Genomic DNA, 16,822 nt, shown 5'->3' on the forward strand with positions numbered 1-16,822 from the left:
AATGATCGGAAGACGGGGAGTCCCCCACATGAGTGGCCAAAAACAACAAACAAAAACCACCAAACACACTATTGAGTTCTCAAACAACACACCCGGATTTCGAGCAACCCTGCCACTGTACTTCATCGTGGCGGCTTCGTCAATCCTCGTCCTGCCGGTCTAGGACCGGGGCCGTAGGCACTGAAGAGAACTCTAGCCCACGATCGCGCATACTCCAAAACCGCACGCCAAAGGGTGATTTTGGGTGAAAACCTATGCCACGCGCTCGATTTCGGCACCGAGGCTGATCAGGTTCTCGACGAACAGCGGATAGCCGCGGTCGATGTGGAACACGTCATGCACCTCGGTGTCCCCATCGGCCACCAGTCCCGCGAGCACCAACCCGGCACCCGCTCGGATGTCCGACGCCCATACCGGGGCGCTCGACAGCTGCGGAATGCCCCGCACCACCGCGTGGTGGCCATCGGTCCTGGCGTCGGCTCCGAGGCGGATCATCTCCTCGACGAAGCGGAACCGGGCCTCGAACACGTTCTCGGTGATCATCGAAGTGCCGTCGGCGATGGCGGCCAGACCGATCGCCATGGGCTGCAGGTCCGTCGGAAACCCCGGGAACGGCAGGGTGGCCATGTTGACCGCCTTGGGCCGCTCGTACTGCACGATGCGGAAACCGTCGTCGTGCTGGGTCACCGTGGCACCCGCGTCATGCAGCTTGTGCAGGACCAACTGAAGGTGCTGCGGGTCGACTCCCGTGATCGAGATGTCTCCGCGGGTCATCGCCGCGGCGATGCCCCAGGTGGCGGCCACGATGCGGTCGCCGATCACCCGGTGCTCGGTGGGATGCAACCGGTCGACTCCCGTCACGGTCATCGTCGACGACCCCGCCCCGGTGATCTGGGCGCCCATCTGGTTGAGCATCTCGCAGAGGTCGACGACGTCCGGCTCGCGTGCGGCGTTGTGGATCGTCGTCACGCCCTCCGCGAGGACGGCGGCCATCAGGATGTTCTCGGTGGCGCCGACCGAAGGGAACTCAAGCTGGATCTCCGCGCCGCGAAGATGGTCCGCCTCGGCCACCACGCAACCGTGCTCGATGTTGCACCGGGCGCCGAGCTGACGCAGTCCGGCCTGATGCATGTCCAGCGGACGCGATCCGATCGCATCGCCACCTGGCAGCGCCACCTTGGCCTTCTTGCACCGCCCGACGAGCGGGCCCAACACGCACACCGACGCGCGGAACTGGCGTACGGCGGCGAAGTCGGCGTCGTACTTCAGCTCGTCGGGCGAGGTGATCCGAACGACGTCGCCGTCCAGTTCGACGGTGGCACCCAGTCCCCTCAGTACCTCCGCCATCAGCGGAACGTCGAGGATGTCGGGGCAGTTGGTGATCGTGCTGGTGCCCTCTGCCAGCAGCGATGCCGCCATCAGCTTCAGGACGCTGTTCTTTGCTCCTCCGACGGCAACTTCGCCAGATAACCGAGCACCACCGGTCACCACGAATCGCTCGCTCACGCGGCTCAGTGTAAACAGCGCCAGCGGCCACAGTCCGTTTCGGCCGACTCGACCCGGGTACGGTTTTGCCATGGCAGTCCACCTGACCCGTATCTACACCCGCACGGGAGACGACGGAACGACCGCGCTCAGCGACTTCAGCCGGGTGTCCAAGAACGACCCCCGGCTCGAGGCCTACGCCGACTGCGACGAGGCCAACGCCGCCATTGGCGTGGCCGTCGCGCTGGGCCAGCCCGACGAGCGGATCCTCGTCGTTCTGCGCCAGATCCAGAACGATCTCTTCGACGCGGGCGCCGACCTGTCCACACCGGTCGTCGAGAAGCCGGAGCATCCCCCGCTGCGCATCACCCAGGACTACGTCGACCGGCTCGAGGCGTGGTGCGACGAGTTCAACGAACCGCTACCGGCGCTGACCTCGTTCGTGTTGCCGGGCGGGACGGCCCTGTCGGCGCTGCTGCACGTCGCGCGGACCGTGGCGCGACGGGCGGAGCGCTCGGCATGGCGCGCGGTCGAGCACCACGGCGATTCGGTGAGCGTGCTGCCGGCCACGTACCTCAATCGGCTCTCGGATCTGCTGTTCATCCTGACGCGCGTCGCGAACCCCGACGGTGACGTGCTCTGGCAGCCGGGCGGTGGGCGCGGCTAGCTCATCCGCCGGCGCGTGCGGGGAGACGGACGCGACTCCAGCCAGGAGGTGAACGCCGTCAGCGCCCCTCTGTCGAGGGCGATCTCGTATCCCCTGCGACTGTCGGGATCGGTGTCGCGCAACTCGAGGACGACGATCTCCGCGCTCATGATGTCGAACTCGTCGCCGCGCGGCGAACGGCGTGCCACGACCTCGATCCCGCGCCGCGACAACCGGCGATCAGGCCACCACCGCAGACTCGACAACCGGTAGAAACCGGCCTCGCCGCCGCGGTAGCGCACCACCCCGTGCCGCCATCCGTGCCCGCCGACGGCGGGCATGTCGCGCAGGATCGCCGCCGAGCCGCCGACCTGACGCAGCTTCCACAGCCGGTAGCTCAGCGCGGCGACGGCCAGCAACAACACGCCGACCAGCGCGACCATGACCATCATGGACGCGCTCATCTGCAACTCAGTCGAGCTCGCCTAGGGCGCGCAGCCGCGCCCTTCCCCATGCCGCCGTGCGCTCGTCGTCGGACTCGGCGTCCCGCTTGGCCTCGTCGGCGTTGATCTCCGACTCCAGCTCGGCGTTCTCCACCAGAATGCGTACGGCCTCATCGGTGACGGAGAGGAACCCTCCGTCGACCGCGATGCGGAGGTCGTCCTCACCCTCCCGCTCGACGCGCACCATGGCGTCGTCGACGAGTTGGGCAACCAGCGGAATGTGCCGCGGCAGGATGCCGATCTCGCCAGCGGTGGTGCGGGTGAACACGTACGTCGCGTCACCCGACCACAGCTCACGCTCGACGGCGACGATCTCGACGTGAATCTCAGCAGCCATCGCACACCACTCCTCTGCGTGCTAGGGATCCAATCACAGCTTGGCGCCGAAGCTCTCGGCCTTCTTCGCCAGATCCTCCAGGCCACCGATGAGGAAGAACGCCTGCTCGGGCAGGTGGTCGAAGTCACCCTTGGTGAGCTTGTCGAACGCCTCGATGGTCTCCTTGAGCGGAACCGTCGAACCCGGCTGACCGGTGAACTGCTCGGCGGCCATCATGTTCTGGCTCAGGAAGCGCTCGATGCGACGCGCCCGGTTGACCAGCTGCTTGTCTTCCTCGGACAGTTCGTCGACACCGAGGATGGCGATGATGTCCTGAAGATCCTTGTAGCGCTGCAGGACTCGGATGACTTCCTGGGCGACGCGGTAATGCTCGTCGCCGACCACGGCCGGGTCCAGGATCGTCGAGCTCGACGCCAGCGGATCGACCGCCGGGAAGATGCCCTTGGAGAACACCGCGCGGGAAAGCTCGGTGGTGGCGTCGAGGTGCGCGAACGTCGTCGCGGGCGCCGGGTCGGTGTAGTCGTCGGCGGGCACGTAGACCGCCTGCATCGAGGTGATCGAGTGACCACGGGTCGAGGTGATGCGCTCCTGGAGCTCGCCCATCTCGTCGGCCAGGGTCGGCTGGTAGCCCACCGCGGACGGCATGCGGCCGAGCAGCGTGGAGACCTCGGAACCGGCCTGCGTGAAGCGGAAGATGTTGTCGATGAACAACAGCACGTCCTGGTTCTGCTCATCGCGGAAGTACTCCGCCATGGTCAGCGCGGACAGTGCGACGCGCATACGGGTGCCGGGCGGCTCGTCCATCTGACCGAACACCAGGGCGGTGTCCTTGAGCACGTTGGCGTCCGCGAGCTCGACCCAGAGGTCGTTGCCCTCACGGGTGCGCTCCCCCACGCCGGCGAACACCGACGTACCACCGAAGTTGCGGGCGATGCGGTTGATCATCTCCTGGATGAGCACGGTCTTGCCGACGCCGGCACCACCGAACAGGGCGATCTTGCCACCGCGCACGTACGGCGTGAGCAGGTCGACGACCTTCAGGCCCGTCTCGAGCATCTCGGTCTTCGGCTCGAGCTCGGAGAATGGCGGCGGCTGCCGGTGGATCGACCAGTGGTCGAAGTCCTTGCCGTAACCGGGATCGTCGAGGCAGTCACCGAGGGCGTTGAACACGTGGCCCTTGACACCGTCGCCGACGGGCACCGAGATCGACCGGCCGGTGTCGGTCACCTCGACACCGCGGACCAGGCCGTCGGTGGGCTGCATGGAGATGGTGCGCACCAGGTTGTCACCGAGGTGCTGGGCCACCTCCAGCGTCAGCGTCTTGGCCATCTGCTCGTAGGTGATCTCCGCGTGCAACGCGTTGAACAGTTCCGGCACTGAGCCGCGCGGGAATTCGATGTCGACGACCGGGCCGGTGATGCGGACCACGCGACCAGCGGTCTTGGAATCTTCTGCGGTGGCAGTCATTGTCTCTTCGCTTCTCTTCGCTTCCGGGTGTGTGTCTATCGAGGGCTACTTGGCGTCGGCGAGCGCGTTGGCGCCACCGACGATCTCGCTGATTTCCTGGGTGATCTGAGCCTGACGCTCGCGGTTGGCCTCCAGCGTCAGCGCCTTGATGAGGTCGTCGGCGTTGTCGGTGGCCGACTTCATCGCTCGGCGACGCGACGCGGATTCCGATGCCGCGGCCTCCAGCAGCGCCGAGTACACGCGGGTCGCGACGTACCGCGGCAGGAGTGCGCCGAACAGTTCCTCGGCATTCGGCTCGAAGGAGAACAGCGTGTGCGGTCCGGTCTCCTGTTCGCCGACGTACTCGATCACCATCGGAGCGATGCGCAGCGCAACGGCCGACTGCGACAGCATCGACTTGAACTGCGTGAAGACGATGTGCAGTTCGTCGACACCGAGGATGCCGTCGCTGCCGGCGTCTTCATCCTCGTCGTCGACACCCGCCATGAACGCCGCGACGAGCACGTCGGCGATCTCGCGGGCCTGCTCGTAGGTCGGGCGCTCGGAGAAGCCGGTCCACGAGTCCTTCACCTCACGCTGGCGAAAGTTGTAGTAGCCCAGGGCCTTGCGACCCACCGCGTAGATCACGGGCTCCTTGCCCTCGTCGCGAAGCAGAGCGAAGAGCTCCTCGGACTGCCGCAACACGTTCGCGTTGTAGGCCCCGCAGAGCCCCCGGTCGGACGACACGACGAGCACACCAGCGCGCTTGGGCGACTCCCGCTCGACGAGCAGCGGGTGGTCCAGCGCACTGGCACCCGCGAGTTCGGTGAGCATGTTGGTGATCTCGGCTGCGTACGGCCGAGCTGCCTGAACGCGCGCTTGCGCCTTGGCAATCCGCGACGTCGCGATCAGCTCCTGGGCCTTGGTGATCTTCTTGATCGACCCAGCGGAGCGGATGCGCCCGCGTAGCTCGCGCAGTGTGGCTGCCATGTCTGCTACCTACTTCTTCTTCGGTGCCGGCTTGCGGACCTTGACCGATTCCTTCTCGACGTCTTCCTCGTCCATCGCCTCGGCCTCGGCCTCGTTGACGGCGACGGAGCTGCCGTCGGTGGCGGCGAACCCCTTCTTGAAGTCGTTGACGATCTCGGTCAGCTTGTCCTGAGCCTCTTCCGGGAACTTCTTCGAATCGCGGATGCCGCTGAAGACGTCGTCATGGCTGGCCTTGACGTGCTCGAGGAACTCGGCCTCGAAGCGCTGAACGTCTTCCACGGGAACCGAATCCAGGTGTCCCTTGGTGCCGAGGAAGATCGCGACGACCTGCTGCTCGACCGACAGCGGGCTGTACTGCGGCTGCTTGAGCAGCTCCACCAGTCGGCTACCGCGCTCGAGCTGAGCCTTCGACGTCGGGTCCAGGTCGGACGCGAACGCCGCGAAGGACTCCAGCTCGCGGTACTGCGACAGATCCAGACGCAGCGAGCCGGCCACTTCCTTCATGGCCTTGATCTGAGCGGCACCACCCACGCGAGAGACCGACACACCGACGTTGATGGCCGGTCGCACGCCCTGGTTGAACAGGTCGGACTCCAGGAAGCACTGGCCGTCGGTGATCGAGATGACGTTGGTGGGGATGAACGCCGAGATGTCGTTGGCCTTGGTCTCGATGACCGGCAGGCCGGTCATCGAACCACCGCCGAGCTCGTCGGACAGCTTCGCGCAGCGCTCCAGCAGGCGGGAGTGCAGGTAGAAGACGTCACCGGGGAACGCTTCGCGGCCCGGCGGACGGCGCAGCAGCAGTGAGATCGCGCGGTAGGCGTCGGCCTGCTTGGAGAGGTCGTCGAACACGATCAGGACGTGCTTGCCGTCGTACATCCAGTGCTGACCGATGGCCGAACCCGTGTAGGGCGCAAGCCACTTGAAGCCGGCGGGATCGGAGGCCGGGGAGGCGACGATGGTGGTGTACTCCATCGCTCCACCCTCTTCGAGGGCGCGCTTGACGCTGGCGATCGTGGTGCCCTTCTGGCCGATCGCGACGTACACGCAGCGCACCTGCTGCTTGGGGTCGCCGGTGGCCCACGCCTCGCGCTGGTTGAGGATCGTGTCGACGCAGACCGCGGTCTTGCCGGTCTTGCGGTCACCGATGATCAGCTGGCGCTGGCCGCGGCCGATCGGGGTCATCGCGTCGATGGCCTTGATGCCGGTCTGCAGCGGCTCCTCGACGCCCTGGCGCTGCACCACCGACGGGGCCTGCAGCTCGAGTGCACGTCGCGCGTCGGAGGCGATGTCGCCCTGGCCGTCGATGGGCTGACCCAGCGGGTTCACCACGCGGCCGAGGAACGCGTCGCCCACGGGGACCGACAGCACCTCGCCGGTGCGCTTGACCTGCTGGCCCTGCTCGATCTTCTCGAAGTTGCCGAGGATGACCGCGCCGATGCTGTGCTCGTCGAGGTTCAGCGCGACACCGAGCACGCCACCGGGGAACTCGAGGAGCTCCTGGGTCATGACCGAGGGCAGGCCCTCGACGTGGGCGATGCCGTCACCGGCATCGACGACGGTGCCGATCTCTTCACGCTCGGTATCGGCGGAAAACGAGGACACGTACTCCTCGACGGCACCTTCGATGTCAGCAGCGGAGATTGTCAACTCTGCCATGATTCTTCGTCTTCCTACCTTTTGGATTCGGGTGGTGAGTCTTCTTGTTGGGGCCGGGCGCTCGTCAGTCCGGCAGCTGAGTCCGGGCGGCAGCCAGGCGGGATGCGATGGAGCCGTCGATCACCTCGTCGCCGACGGTGATCGCCAGGCCACCGAGCACTTCGGGATCGACGTTGAGCTGGACCGACACGGGGTGTCCGTAGATCCGGGTCAGCAGTTCGCCGAGCCGTGCGCGCTGGGCGTCCGTCAGGTCGGTGGCAGCGCGGACGTGGGCCACCACCTCTCCGCGGCGGGCCACCGCCAGCTCGGCGAGATCGATGACGGCTTCGTCGGCGCGCTCCCCGCGGAGGTGACCGATGGTCTGCCTCAGCAGTGCCGCGGCCGTGCCGTCGACACCCGCTCCCTCGATGACCTTGTCCAACAGCGCGATTCGACCGTCGAGCGGCGTCGTGTAGTCACTGAGCAGCGCGGTCAGGCGCGGCTCGGCGTCCAGCACGCGACCGAAGCGGAACAGCTGTTCCTCGACCTCGTCGACCTGGTCTTCGATGTCGGCGCGCTTCAGCAGGGCGAGGCGGGCCAGGTGTTCGATGCCGTCGATGAAGTCCGCCTCGGCCGACCACCGCTGGGACACGGCGGTCCGAAGCAGCTTCAGGGTGTGCTCGTCGACCTTGCCCGAGAACAGTCGGTCGACCAGCCGCACCTTGGCATCGGAATCGTCGTTGTGCGCGGTGAGGTGCCTGGTCAGGGTCGGCTCGGCGACGAGCACGCCCACCAACGAGCTGAGCTCGTCGGCCAGGCGGGTCAGACCCTCGGCCGGCAGGTTGCCGGCCACCTCGTCGAACTCCTTGGTGAGCGCGTCGAACGCCGCACGGCTGGCAGCCCGAAGTCTGGCCGAGACACCGGTCTCGAGCACCACCGACGAGGGCGCCATCTGGTCGAGTTCGTCCAGGAAGCGATCGACCGTTGCCGCCTGCGCGTCGGGGTCGGCGACGTGCGACTTGACGAGCTCGGCAGCCTTCTCCACGGACTCCTGGCCGAGCCCCTGCCGCAGCTGCCGGATGAGCTGCTGCCGCATGAGCTGAACCTGTTGCGCGCCTTGGGCCTTGAGCCGTTCGGCTTCCACGCCCGCCTGCTCCTGCAGCTGGCTGACGATGCGCTCGGAATCCTGCCGGGCTTCCCCGGTGACCCGCGCCGCCTCGGCCTCGGCCTCGGCCACGGCCTTGGCGTGGATGGCGTCGGCGTCGGCGAGTTTGCGCGCCGCCTCGGCGCTCTCGGCGAGCGCCGTGCGCACCGCGTCCTGCTGCTTCTGCATCAAGGTCCGCACCGGCGGCACCACGTAGCGCCACAGAATGAAGACGATGACCGCGAAACCGATCAGCTGGCCGATGAAAGTCGACATTTAGCGGCTCCCGCCTGATTTCACGTCGACGCCGAGGATTCGGCTCGCCAAGGTGGCCGACAGGCCGTCCACCGACGATTCGAGTTCGGACTGCGTCGACGAACGCCGTTCGGACAGTTCTGCATCCGCTTCACGCACGATCTCTGCGACCTCGCCGCTGGCCTCGGCCCGCTTCTCCTCGATCGCCTGGCGACCCGTCGCACGGGCCTCGTCCCGGATCGACGAGGCCTCGGTACGCGCCCCGGCCATGGCCTTGTCGTAGTCGGCTTGCGCCGCGGCGACCTGCTCGGCCGACTTGCGTGCATCGGCCGCGGTCTTGGCGAGCATGGCCTCCCGCTCCGCGAGGACCTTGCTGATGGGTGGGACCACCCATTTCGTGATCACGCCGAGCACGATCAAGAAGATGATCAGCACGACGAAGAAGGTGCCGTTGGGGATCAGGAAGTTGTTGCCCCCGCCGCCTTCTGCCGCCGCGAGGTTCATGCCGTCCGCCAGGACACTTGAGCCGAGTTCACGCATGCCGACGGACTACTGCAGACCCGGCGTGGCGAAGACGAACAGCGCCATGAAGGCCAGGTTGATGAAGTACGCGGCCTCGACCAGACCGACGGTGATGAAGAACGGGGTGAACAGGCGGCCCTGAGCCTCGGGCTGCCGCGCGATGCCGGAGATCAGTGCGTTACCGGCGATGCCGTCGCCGATGCCCGCGCCGATTGCGCCGCCACCCATGATCAATCCACCGCCGATGAGAGCACCGGCCGTGATGAGGGCGTTTGGATCCATTCCTTTTTCCTCCTTGGTAACTGGCGGCGGCGCCACCAGGACTGCTGGTCTTACGGGTGGTTCTGGCTAGCTAGTGGTGCGCTTCTTCTTTGGTGTCGTGATCGTCGTGATCGAGTTCCATCGACTGGCTGAAGTACAGGATCGTCAGCAGCGCGAAGATGAAGGCTTGGATCAGACCGACGAAGAGGTCGAACGTCTTCCAGATGGCATTGGGTGCCCACTGGACGTACCAGGGGAACAATGCGATCAGCGATACGAGGATGCCGCCGGCGAAGATGTTGCCGAAGAGTCGCAGTGACAGCGAGATCGGCTTGGCGATCTCCTCGACGATGTTGATCGGCGCCATCAGCGTGACGTGCCCCTTGACCAACTTCTTGACGTGTCCCCATGCGCCACGGCGCCAGACGCCGGCGGCGTGGTAGCAGATGAACACGAACGCGGCGAGCGCGAGGACGTAGTTGATGTCGGCGGCGGGCGCCTTGATCAGTTCGCCTGCGGCGCCGTCGGAACCGCCGTACTGCACGGGCAGCACCGCCAGCCAGTTGGACACCAGGATGAACACGAAGATGGTGACCGCCAGCGGCAGCACGAACGGCGCGATCTTCATGCCGATCGCGGCCTCGACCTGCTGGCGCATCTGGATGGTGATGGCCTCGAAGAACAGCTGCACGCCGCCGGGCACCCCGGTCGAGGTGACCTTGGACTTCAGGAAGAACGCCAGCGCGATGACGATGATGCCGGCGATCGACGTGCTGATCACCGTGTCACCGTTGATCGTCATGCCGAATACGTGCCAGAGGGGTTCGTGGACCCCGACGTGGATCGCCGCTTCGGCGACAACAGTCTCAATCATTAGCCGTCAGCTCTATCCTTCGATTCCGTTGCGGAGACTTCTGCGACGTCCAGACCGTTGGCTCGGATCTTCTTCATCACGGGGATGCTGGTGCTCATCACGAGCACCGCCTGGAAGATCGCAAGGCCGAACAGCACGGCGAGGCCGTCATGCTTCTTGAACACGATGGCGATGGTGAGACCGACTGCGGTGATGACCAGCAGCCGGGTCATCGAGTTGACGGCCATCTTCTTCTTGAGCGGATGTTCCTCGGCCGTGATCGATTCGACGGCGCGACGGACCATGAGCGCATTGAGCAAACCCAGGCCAAGGCCGATGCCGAAGAAGACCCCGAAGAACACGTGATCCATGAATCCGGAGGCGGCCAGGGCCAGTCCGGTGAGCGCCACGCAGACGACGAGCAGGCGTACCGGCCGGAACGCTACGGATGGGAACACCAACGGCGCGTCCTGCGCTGGCGTCGTCATCGACTCACCTCAATCCACGCTTTCACGGAAGCTGTCCCCTTTGACGATCAATGATCCGGCGCGTGCCCGCTGAGCGTATCGGAGGGCGGTGGGCGCGCTGGAATCACCCAAGGAGAAGCTCCCTTTGTCGGTCGTACTTCGGCCCCGATCGGCTGTGAAAACCGATGGGCCGGGCCGGCAACCCGCGAGGTCTTTCGGGTTCTGCCAGCACCGTACCACATGGTAGGCAGGCCTAAAGGGGGTACTACTACTTGACGTCGTACACCTTAGTCTGGCAGCTGCCTGGGAAGATCCCCGCCCCGGCGAACCAGGGGGATGAGGGTGATGACGATGGCGACCGCGATGGCCGCCAACATGACCGCGCCGGTGTAGCGCGGGTCGAAGAAGATGGTGCTGGCCGCCCCCAGCGCGACGATGCCGACCCACATGTAGATCAGCAGGACGACGCGTCGGTGCGAGTGCCCGATCTGTAGCAACCGGTGGTGCAGGTGCATCTTGTCGGGGCTGAAGGGGCTGCGACCGGCGCGGGTGCGGCGCACGATGGCCAGCAACATGTCCAGCGCCGGGACGAACATGACCGCGACGACCAGCAGGAACGGCGACAGCAGCGCAAACACGTCGCGCGCTCCGTAGGCGTTCTGCGAGATGGGCCCGGCGGCGGTCGTCGACGCCGCGGCCAGCATCAACCCGATCAGCATCGACCCCGAGTCGCCCATGAAGATCTTTGCAGGGTGGAAGTTGTGCGGGAGGAAGCCCAGACAGGCGCCGGCGAGCACCACCGAGATCACCGCGGGCGGGTAGAACAGGACGTCACCGCCGTGGTCGCGCAGCAGGCCCACCGAGAAGATGCAGATGGCGGCCGCGGTGATCAGACCGAGCCCCGCTGCCAACCCGTCCAGCCCGTCGACGAAGTTCATGGCGTTGACGATCGAGACCGTCAGCGCCAGCGTCAGCAGGATCGAGGTGACCTGGTCGAGCACGATGGTGCCGACGCCGCCGATCGGGATGTAGAGCACGCTCCACGCCACGCCCATGGTGACCAGCACGCTTGCGGCGGTGATCTGACCGGCGAACTTGGTCAGCGCGTCCAGGCCCCACCGGTCGTCGATCAGCCCGATCGCCATGATGAGCCCGCCGGCGACCACCACGGCCGGCATGCCGGAGGAGTAGACGAACCCCCGCGTCAGCGCGGGCAGCTGCGAGGCGAGGAGCACGGCAGCCACCACGCCGACGTACATCGCCAGCCCACCCATGCGGGGCGTCGGCTGCACGTGGACGTCGCGCTGCCGGGGATAGGCGACCGCGCCGAGGCGGGTGGCCAGTGCGCGCACCCAGCCCGTCGCGAAGTACGTGACGATCGCCGCGGTCAGGCCGACGAGCGCCAGCTCGCGCAACGGGACACCGGCTCCGCGGTCCGACAGAGCAAGCAGGCCATCCACGCGGTGAAATGTACTGGACCCACCTGAGACTGCCGACGCCGTCGGGTCGCGGGAGTTCGCCGGGCGGTCCGCGGCGTCAGGCTACGAGGGTCTCCGCGTCGATGCCGAGTACCTCGGCGATGGCCTCGGCAGTGATGGGTCCCTGCCGCAGAACCCGAGGTTGGGCGCCGGTCAGGTCGACGATCGTCGAGGCGGCGCCCTGCGGGGTCGGCCCGGCCTCGAGGTAGACCTCTACCTTGTCACCGAGTTGCTCGCGGGCATCGGCGGCGGTCACCGCAGCGGGACGGCCCGAGACGTTGGCGCTCGAGACGGCCATCGGGCCGACCTCCCGCAGCAGCTCGATGGCCACCGGGTGCAGCGGCATCCGCAGCATTACCGTGCCCTGCGCATCGCCGAGGTCCCACTGCAATGACGGCGCCTGCTGGACGACGAGGCTGAGCGCCCCCGGCCAGAACGCCCGGATCAGCTGGCGGGCCGACTCGGGCACCGAGTACACCAGTCCGTCGATGGTGTGCCACGACCCGACCAGTACCGGCACCGGCATGTCGCGGCCGCGGCCCTTGGCTGCCAGCAGCGCCGCGACGGCCGCGCCGTCGAACGCGTCAGCACCGATGCCGTAGACGGTGTCGGTGGGCATCACCACCAGACGCCCTCCCTTGAGGGCGCTGATCGCCGAGGCGATGCCGTCGGGACGCTGCGTGGCGTCTGCGCAGTCGAATAGCTCGCTCATCGGTTTAGCTTGAACCCTTCCTCGCCGCGGTGACGAACCGGGGGCGGCCTGCGAGATCCCGCCGCGACGTCACGTCGTCGAAAGCCCCGGAGGCCTCGAACAGCGCCACCGTCGCCGCCGCAGTGTCGTCGTCGTGCTCGACGGCGACGAGGCCGCCGTCGCGCAGCACCCTGGCCGCCAGCGCGACGATGGGTGCGATGATCTGCATTCCGTCCGGTCCCCCGAACAACGCGTGGGCCGGATCATGTTCGGCCACTTCGGGTTCCAGCACCGCTCCGTCCGGAATGTAGGGCGGGTTCGCGACTACCAGGTCGACGGCGCCGTCGTGCTCCCCCAGCAGGCCGGGCACCGTGACGTCGGCCTCGATCACCTCGACGGCGCGCCCAGCGCAGTTGCGCCGCGCGTAGATCAGCGCCGCGGCGGAGTCCTCCACGGCGATCACCCGGGCCTCGGGGGTCGCGTCGGCCAGGGCGGCCGCCAGCGCTCCCGACCCGGTGCACAGGTCGACGATCAGGGGCGACGGCGAAAGTCTCTGCCGCAGAGCCCATTCCAGCAAGGCCTCGGTCTCCGGACGCGGGATGAACACCCCTGGTCCGACCTCGAGTAGCAGTGGTCCGAACGCCGCCGACTCGGTCAGGTGCTGCAGGGGTATCCGGCGCGAGCGCGCCGCAATCACTGCCCGGTAGCTGTCGTAGAAGGGTTCGTCCGGCTCGTGGAAGCGCAACCGGCCGCGGTCGACCCCGGCGGCGTGCGCGGCGAGCAGTTCGGCGTCGACCCGGGCGCTGTCGATGCCCGCCTGCGCGAGCGTGCCTGCGGCCTCCTCGATGGCCCGCTGCAGGCGCGTCATTCCTGCTCTTGGAGCCTGGCTTGCCGGTCGGCCGCCGCCAGCGCGTCGAACATGGGATCGAGATCGCCGTCGAGAACCTGGTCGAGGTTGTGCGCCTTGTAGCCGATGCGGTGATCGGTGATGCGGTTCTCGGGGTAGTTGTAGGTGCGGATGCGCTCGCTGCGGTCGACGGTGCGGATCTGGCTGGCGCGGTCGGCGGAGGCGTCGGCCGAGGCCTGCTCCTCGGCGAGCGCCTGCAGCCGCGCGGCCAGCACGACCATGGCGCGCGCCTTGTTCTGCAGCTGCGACCGCTCGTTCTGACAGGTCACGACGATGCCGGTGGGCAGGTGGGTGATGCGGACCGCGGAGTCGGTGGTGTTGACACCCTGGCCACCCTTGCCCGATGACCGGTAGACGTCGATGCGCAGGTCGGATTCGTCGATCTGCACTTCGGCCACGTCCTCTGGCTCCGGGTAGACTAGGATGCCCGCGGCCGAGGTGTGCACCCGGCCCTGGGACTCGGTGACGGGTACTCGCTGGACGCGATGCACTCCACCTTCGAACTTCAACCGCGACCAGACGCCGTCCGCGGCGTCGCCCTTGCTGGCGATCGTCAGGGTGGCGTCCTTGTACCCGCCGAGGTCGGAGAAGGTCTCGTCGAGCACCGTCACGCTCCAGCCGTGCCGCTCTGCGTACCGGATGTACATCCGGGCCAGGTCGGCGGCGAACAGCGCGGACTCCTCGCCGCCCTCCCCCGACTTGACCTCCATGACGACGTCGTCGGCGTCGTGCGGGTCGCGGGGCGCCAGCAGGTCGCTGAGCTGGGTCTCCAGCTCGGCGACGGTGGTCTCCAAGCCGGGCACCTCGGCGGCGAAGGACGCATCCTCGGTGGCAAGCTCGCGGGCTGCCTCCAGATCACCGCGCGCCGTCTCCAGCTTGCGATGGGTGGACACGATCGGCGCCAATTGCGCGAAGCGCCGGCCCGCCTTGCGGGCGGCGCCGGCGTCGGCGTGCAGCGCCGGGTCGGAGAGCTGCCGCTCGAGGTCGGCATGCTCGGCTACGAGCGCGTCGACCCTGGTCGCAGCATCGGTGGTCGCCACCGTGCCTCCTTTCCGAACGCTTCTTGGAACGCAAGCGGCGCCCGTCCCTGGCACGAATGCGTCAGAACGGGCGCCGTTTGGACAGCTACTTGTCGGCTGCAGCCTTGTCACCGGAGGTGCGCTTGCCGTAGCGCTTCTCGAAGCGCGCCACGCGGCCGCCGCTGTCGAGGATCTTCTGCTTGCCGGTGTAGAAGGGATGGCACTGGGAGCAGACCTCGACCACGATGTGGCCGCTCTCCTTGGTGCTGCGCGTCTGGAAGCTGTGGCCACAGCCGCAGACCACGGTGGTCTCTACGTAGTTGGGGTGAATACCCGATTTCATGATGGTCCTCTTCGATAGGTGGTCGCCGGGTCGCCTGAAATTGCGGACGCATGTCTTCAGACGTGAACCGGAACCGAGGGGTCGACGGACGATTATGCCAGCTCTGCCGTCAGAGTCATAAACCGTCGCGGACCGGCGGCTATTCCGGGACGTTAGGGAAGATCCCCGATTCGCACCGGTGCGGGGTAGAACCGGGTGCCCTCGCGCGTCCACAGCACCCGTCCCGACGGGTCGACCCCGCGTGCGATCAGCTCGCGTTTGAGGATCTTGTTGGTGGCCGTGCTCGGCAGGTCCTCGGCCAGCCACACGTAGCGCGGCCAGGCCTTCGGCGACAGATCCCGCTGGGCCGCGAGGAACTGCTCGAACGTCACGGGGTCGAGTTCGGCACCGTCGCGCAATACCAGCGCGGCCATCACCTGGTCGCCGACGTACTCGTCGGGCACGGGATAGACGGCGACGCGACTGATGACGTTGAGCCGCAACAGTATTCGCTCGATTGGGGCGGTGGTCAGGTTCTCGCCGTCCACCCGCATCCAGTCCGCCGTCCGGCCAGCCAGGTAGATCCACCCCTCGGCGTCGCGGTAGGCCAGGTCCCCCGACCAGTACATGCCGTGGCGCATGCGCTGATCGGTGGCGCCGGGATCGTCGTAGTAGCCGCGGAACAGCCCACTTCCACTGGTGTTCACCAGCTCCCCCGTCGCCGCATCGGCGTTGAGAAGTGCGCCCGTCTCGTCGAACTCGGCGACGTCGCACTCGACGACGGTGTCCGGATCGTAGATGGCCACCCCGGGGAAGCCCTTGCCGATCGATCCCGGCGGGCAGTCGTCGGGCCTGGTGATGATCACGGCCGTCTCCGTCGACCCGAAACCGTCCCAGACCGCACAATCGAACCGGCGGCCGAACTCCTCGATGTCGCGGTCGGCGGCTTCGTTGCCGAAGGCGATGCGCAGGGTGTTGTGCCGGTCGTCGGGCTGCTCGGGCGTGGCCAGGATGTAGGCCAGGGGCTTTCCCACGTAGTTCATGTAGGTCACGCCGTGCCGCCGGACGTCGGACAGGAATCGCGACGCCGAGAAGGCCGCGGGAACCATCGCCGCGCCGGCGCCCAGCGCCACGCTCCACCCCGCGTACACGGCATTGGAGTGAAACAGCGGCATGGCGAGGTAGCACACGTCGGACCCGTCGAGGCCGTAGCGTTCGACCAGCGCGGTGCCGGCGAACAGCACCATGGCGTGCGGCACCTGGACCGCCTTGGGCTCACCGCTGGTGCCGGAGGTGAAGATCATCATGAACGTGTCGTCGGCACCGACCTCGCGGTGCGGCACCAGCCCCGGAGCGGTCTGCAGCCGGTGCGCCCAGTCCTTCGAGGTCACGTCGACCACCGTGACGCCGGGCAGCTCGAGCCCGTCCAGCAGGTGCAGCTGGTCCGGTTCGGTGAGCAGCAGCTGGCAGTCGACGCGGGCGACGTCGCGGGCCAGCGCCTCACCCCGACGGGTGGTATTGATGCCGCACAGCACGTAACCGCCCAGCCCCGCGGCGGCGAGCGCGGTCAGCATGCCGGGCGTGTTGCCCATCAGCACGCCGACGTGCAGCGGTCGAGCGGGATCTGCGGCGGCGATGACGGCGGCGGCCTGGGCGCCTGCGGCCGCCACGTGCTCGCGCCAGGTCCACACGGAGTCACCGTGCCTGATCGCGATCGTGTCCTGGGCGGCCCTCGTCCGAAGCAGTTGCTGGAGCGTGTCCGCCATCGTGGGCGACCTCGATTCAGTGAACAGATTGAAGAAAGTGTCTACTGCGACCTGCCACACGCTACCGGTCGGCACCGGGCAGAATGCAGCAA

At 67.2% G+C, this 16,822-nt stretch carries 18 protein-coding genes; 1 reads left to right on the plus strand and 17 read right to left on the minus strand.

Going from position 1 to position 16,822, the window contains the following annotated elements:
- Positions 1 to 252: 252 nt before the first annotated feature.
- The gene (murA, locus tag SBI80_RS25505; RefSeq protein WP_318977655.1) at positions 253 to 1,506 is read right to left on the minus strand and encodes a UDP-N-acetylglucosamine 1-carboxyvinyltransferase; all 1,254 of its coding nucleotides are present in this window, start codon (positions 1,504 to 1,506) and stop codon (positions 253 to 255) included.
- 70 nt (positions 1,507 to 1,576) lie between these two features.
- Here murA and SBI80_RS25510 point away from each other — a divergent pair, with 70 nt between their 5' ends.
- A complete protein-coding gene (locus tag SBI80_RS25510) occupies positions 1,577 to 2,152 on the plus strand; it encodes a cob(I)yrinic acid a,c-diamide adenosyltransferase (protein WP_318977657.1) in 576 nt (191 codons plus the stop codon).
- Here SBI80_RS25510 and SBI80_RS25515 read toward each other — a convergent pair.
- The 16 genes from SBI80_RS25515 to fadD1 form a co-directional block, all read right to left on the minus strand.
- Positions 2,149 to 2,595 carry a DUF2550 domain-containing protein gene (locus tag SBI80_RS25515; protein ID WP_318977658.1) on the minus strand — a complete coding sequence of 149 codons (447 nt, stop codon included), beginning with the start codon at positions 2,593 to 2,595 and terminating at the stop codon, positions 2,149 to 2,151. The two genes, SBI80_RS25510 and SBI80_RS25515, sit on opposite strands and share 4 nt — an antisense overlap.
- Before the next feature lie 7 nt (positions 2,596 to 2,602).
- Positions 2,603 to 2,971 (minus strand): F0F1 ATP synthase subunit epsilon, encoded by a 369-nt coding sequence (locus tag SBI80_RS25520; protein WP_318977660.1) that lies wholly within the window; start codon positions 2,969 to 2,971, stop codon positions 2,603 to 2,605.
- A gap of 33 nt (positions 2,972 to 3,004) precedes the next feature.
- Positions 3,005 to 4,438, minus strand: coding sequence for a F0F1 ATP synthase subunit beta (gene atpD / locus SBI80_RS25525; RefSeq protein ID WP_318977661.1), 1,434 nt, complete (start codon positions 4,436 to 4,438; stop codon positions 3,005 to 3,007).
- Between the two features lie 45 nt (positions 4,439 to 4,483).
- A complete protein-coding gene (locus SBI80_RS25530) occupies positions 4,484 to 5,407 on the minus strand; it encodes a F0F1 ATP synthase subunit gamma (protein WP_318977662.1) in 924 nt (307 codons plus the stop codon).
- Positions 5,408 to 5,416: 9 nt separating this feature from the next.
- A complete protein-coding gene (gene atpA, locus SBI80_RS25535; RefSeq protein ID WP_318977664.1) occupies positions 5,417 to 7,066 on the minus strand; it encodes a F0F1 ATP synthase subunit alpha in 1,650 nt (549 codons plus the stop codon).
- Positions 7,067 to 7,130: 64 nt separating this feature from the next.
- Positions 7,131 to 8,465 (minus strand): F0F1 ATP synthase subunit B/delta, encoded by a 1,335-nt coding sequence (locus tag SBI80_RS25540; RefSeq protein WP_318977666.1) that lies wholly within the window; start codon positions 8,463 to 8,465, stop codon positions 7,131 to 7,133.
- Entirely contained in the window at positions 8,466 to 8,984 is a 519-nt protein-coding gene (locus tag SBI80_RS25545) for a F0F1 ATP synthase subunit B (RefSeq protein WP_318977668.1), read from the minus strand.
- Between the two features lie 9 nt (positions 8,985 to 8,993).
- Positions 8,994 to 9,248, minus strand: a complete 255-nt coding sequence (locus tag SBI80_RS25550; protein ID WP_137144745.1) for a F0F1 ATP synthase subunit C — start codon at positions 9,246 to 9,248, stop codon at positions 8,994 to 8,996.
- 70 nt (positions 9,249 to 9,318) lie between these two features.
- Positions 9,319 to 10,101, minus strand: a complete 783-nt coding sequence (gene atpB, locus SBI80_RS25555; protein WP_318977673.1) for a F0F1 ATP synthase subunit A — start codon at positions 10,099 to 10,101, stop codon at positions 9,319 to 9,321.
- Positions 10,101 to 10,568 (minus strand): ATP synthase subunit I, encoded by a 468-nt coding sequence (locus tag SBI80_RS25560; RefSeq protein ID WP_318977675.1) that lies wholly within the window; start codon positions 10,566 to 10,568, stop codon positions 10,101 to 10,103. The genes atpB and SBI80_RS25560 overlap by 1 nt, the downstream gene beginning before the upstream one ends.
- A 266-nt stretch (positions 10,569 to 10,834) precedes the next feature.
- Entirely contained in the window at positions 10,835 to 12,007 is a 1,173-nt protein-coding gene (locus tag SBI80_RS25565) for a glycosyltransferase family 4 protein (protein WP_318977676.1), read from the minus strand.
- A gap of 76 nt (positions 12,008 to 12,083) precedes the next feature.
- The gene (locus SBI80_RS25570; RefSeq protein ID WP_318977678.1) at positions 12,084 to 12,737 is read right to left on the minus strand and encodes an L-threonylcarbamoyladenylate synthase; all 654 of its coding nucleotides are present in this window, start codon (positions 12,735 to 12,737) and stop codon (positions 12,084 to 12,086) included.
- Between the two features lie 4 nt (positions 12,738 to 12,741).
- A complete protein-coding gene (gene prmC, locus SBI80_RS25575; RefSeq protein WP_318977679.1) occupies positions 12,742 to 13,584 on the minus strand; it encodes a peptide chain release factor N(5)-glutamine methyltransferase in 843 nt (280 codons plus the stop codon).
- On the minus strand, positions 13,581 to 14,663 hold the full coding sequence (gene prfA / locus SBI80_RS25580; RefSeq protein WP_318977680.1) for a peptide chain release factor 1: 1,083 nt from the start codon (positions 14,661 to 14,663) through the stop codon (positions 13,581 to 13,583). The genes prmC and prfA overlap by 4 nt, the downstream gene beginning before the upstream one ends.
- Before the next feature lie 85 nt (positions 14,664 to 14,748).
- Positions 14,749 to 14,985, minus strand: coding sequence for a 50S ribosomal protein L31 (gene rpmE, locus SBI80_RS25585; RefSeq protein ID WP_318977682.1), 237 nt, complete (start codon positions 14,983 to 14,985; stop codon positions 14,749 to 14,751).
- A 152-nt stretch (positions 14,986 to 15,137) separates the two neighbouring features.
- Positions 15,138 to 16,730, minus strand: a complete 1,593-nt coding sequence (gene fadD1, locus SBI80_RS25590) for a fatty-acid--CoA ligase FadD1 (RefSeq protein WP_318977683.1) — start codon at positions 16,728 to 16,730, stop codon at positions 15,138 to 15,140.
- Positions 16,731 to 16,822: the final 92 nt, after the last annotated feature.

Source organism: Mycolicibacterium sichuanense, assembly GCF_033741125.1.
Taxonomy (GTDB): domain Bacteria; phylum Actinomycetota; class Actinomycetes; order Mycobacteriales; family Mycobacteriaceae; genus Mycobacterium.

Excerpts from the sequence above, each read along its gene's own strand:
- atpB (WP_318977673.1), bottom strand. The coding sequence starts at position 10,101 with ATGATTGAGACTGTTGTCGCCGAAGCGGCGATCCACGTCGGGGTCCAC.
- SBI80_RS25550 (WP_137144745.1), bottom strand. The coding sequence starts at position 9,248 with ATGGATCCAAACGCCCTCATCACGGCCGGTGCTCTCATCGGCGGTGGA.
- SBI80_RS25540 (WP_318977666.1), bottom strand. The coding sequence starts at position 8,465 with ATGTCGACTTTCATCGGCCAGCTGATCGGTTTCGCGGTCATCGTCTTC.
- SBI80_RS25515 (WP_318977658.1), bottom strand. The coding sequence starts at position 2,595 with ATGAGCGCGTCCATGATGGTCATGGTCGCGCTGGTCGGCGTGTTGTTG.
- SBI80_RS25510 (WP_318977657.1), top strand. The coding sequence starts at position 1,577 with ATGGCAGTCCACCTGACCCGTATCTACACCCGCACGGGAGACGACGGA.
- SBI80_RS25545 (WP_318977668.1), bottom strand. The coding sequence starts at position 8,984 with ATGCGTGAACTCGGCTCAAGTGTCCTGGCGGACGGCATGAACCTCGCG.
- fadD1 (WP_318977683.1), bottom strand. The coding sequence starts at position 16,730 with ATGGCGGACACGCTCCAGCAACTGCTTCGGACGAGGGCCGCCCAGGAC.
- SBI80_RS25570 (WP_318977678.1), bottom strand. The coding sequence starts at position 12,737 with ATGAGCGAGCTATTCGACTGCGCAGACGCCACGCAGCGTCCCGACGGC.
- SBI80_RS25530 (WP_318977662.1), bottom strand. The coding sequence starts at position 5,407 with ATGGCAGCCACACTGCGCGAGCTACGCGGGCGCATCCGCTCCGCTGGG.
- atpD (WP_318977661.1), bottom strand. The coding sequence starts at position 4,438 with ATGACTGCCACCGCAGAAGATTCCAAGACCGCTGGTCGCGTGGTCCGC.
- prmC (WP_318977679.1), bottom strand. The coding sequence starts at position 13,584 with ATGACGCGCCTGCAGCGGGCCATCGAGGAGGCCGCAGGCACGCTCGCG.
- SBI80_RS25520 (WP_318977660.1), bottom strand. The coding sequence starts at position 2,971 with ATGGCTGCTGAGATTCACGTCGAGATCGTCGCCGTCGAGCGTGAGCTG.
- SBI80_RS25560 (WP_318977675.1), bottom strand. The coding sequence starts at position 10,568 with ATGACGACGCCAGCGCAGGACGCGCCGTTGGTGTTCCCATCCGTAGCG.
- rpmE (WP_318977682.1), bottom strand. The coding sequence starts at position 14,985 with ATGAAATCGGGTATTCACCCCAACTACGTAGAGACCACCGTGGTCTGC.
- atpA (WP_318977664.1), bottom strand. The coding sequence starts at position 7,066 with ATGGCAGAGTTGACAATCTCCGCTGCTGACATCGAAGGTGCCGTCGAG.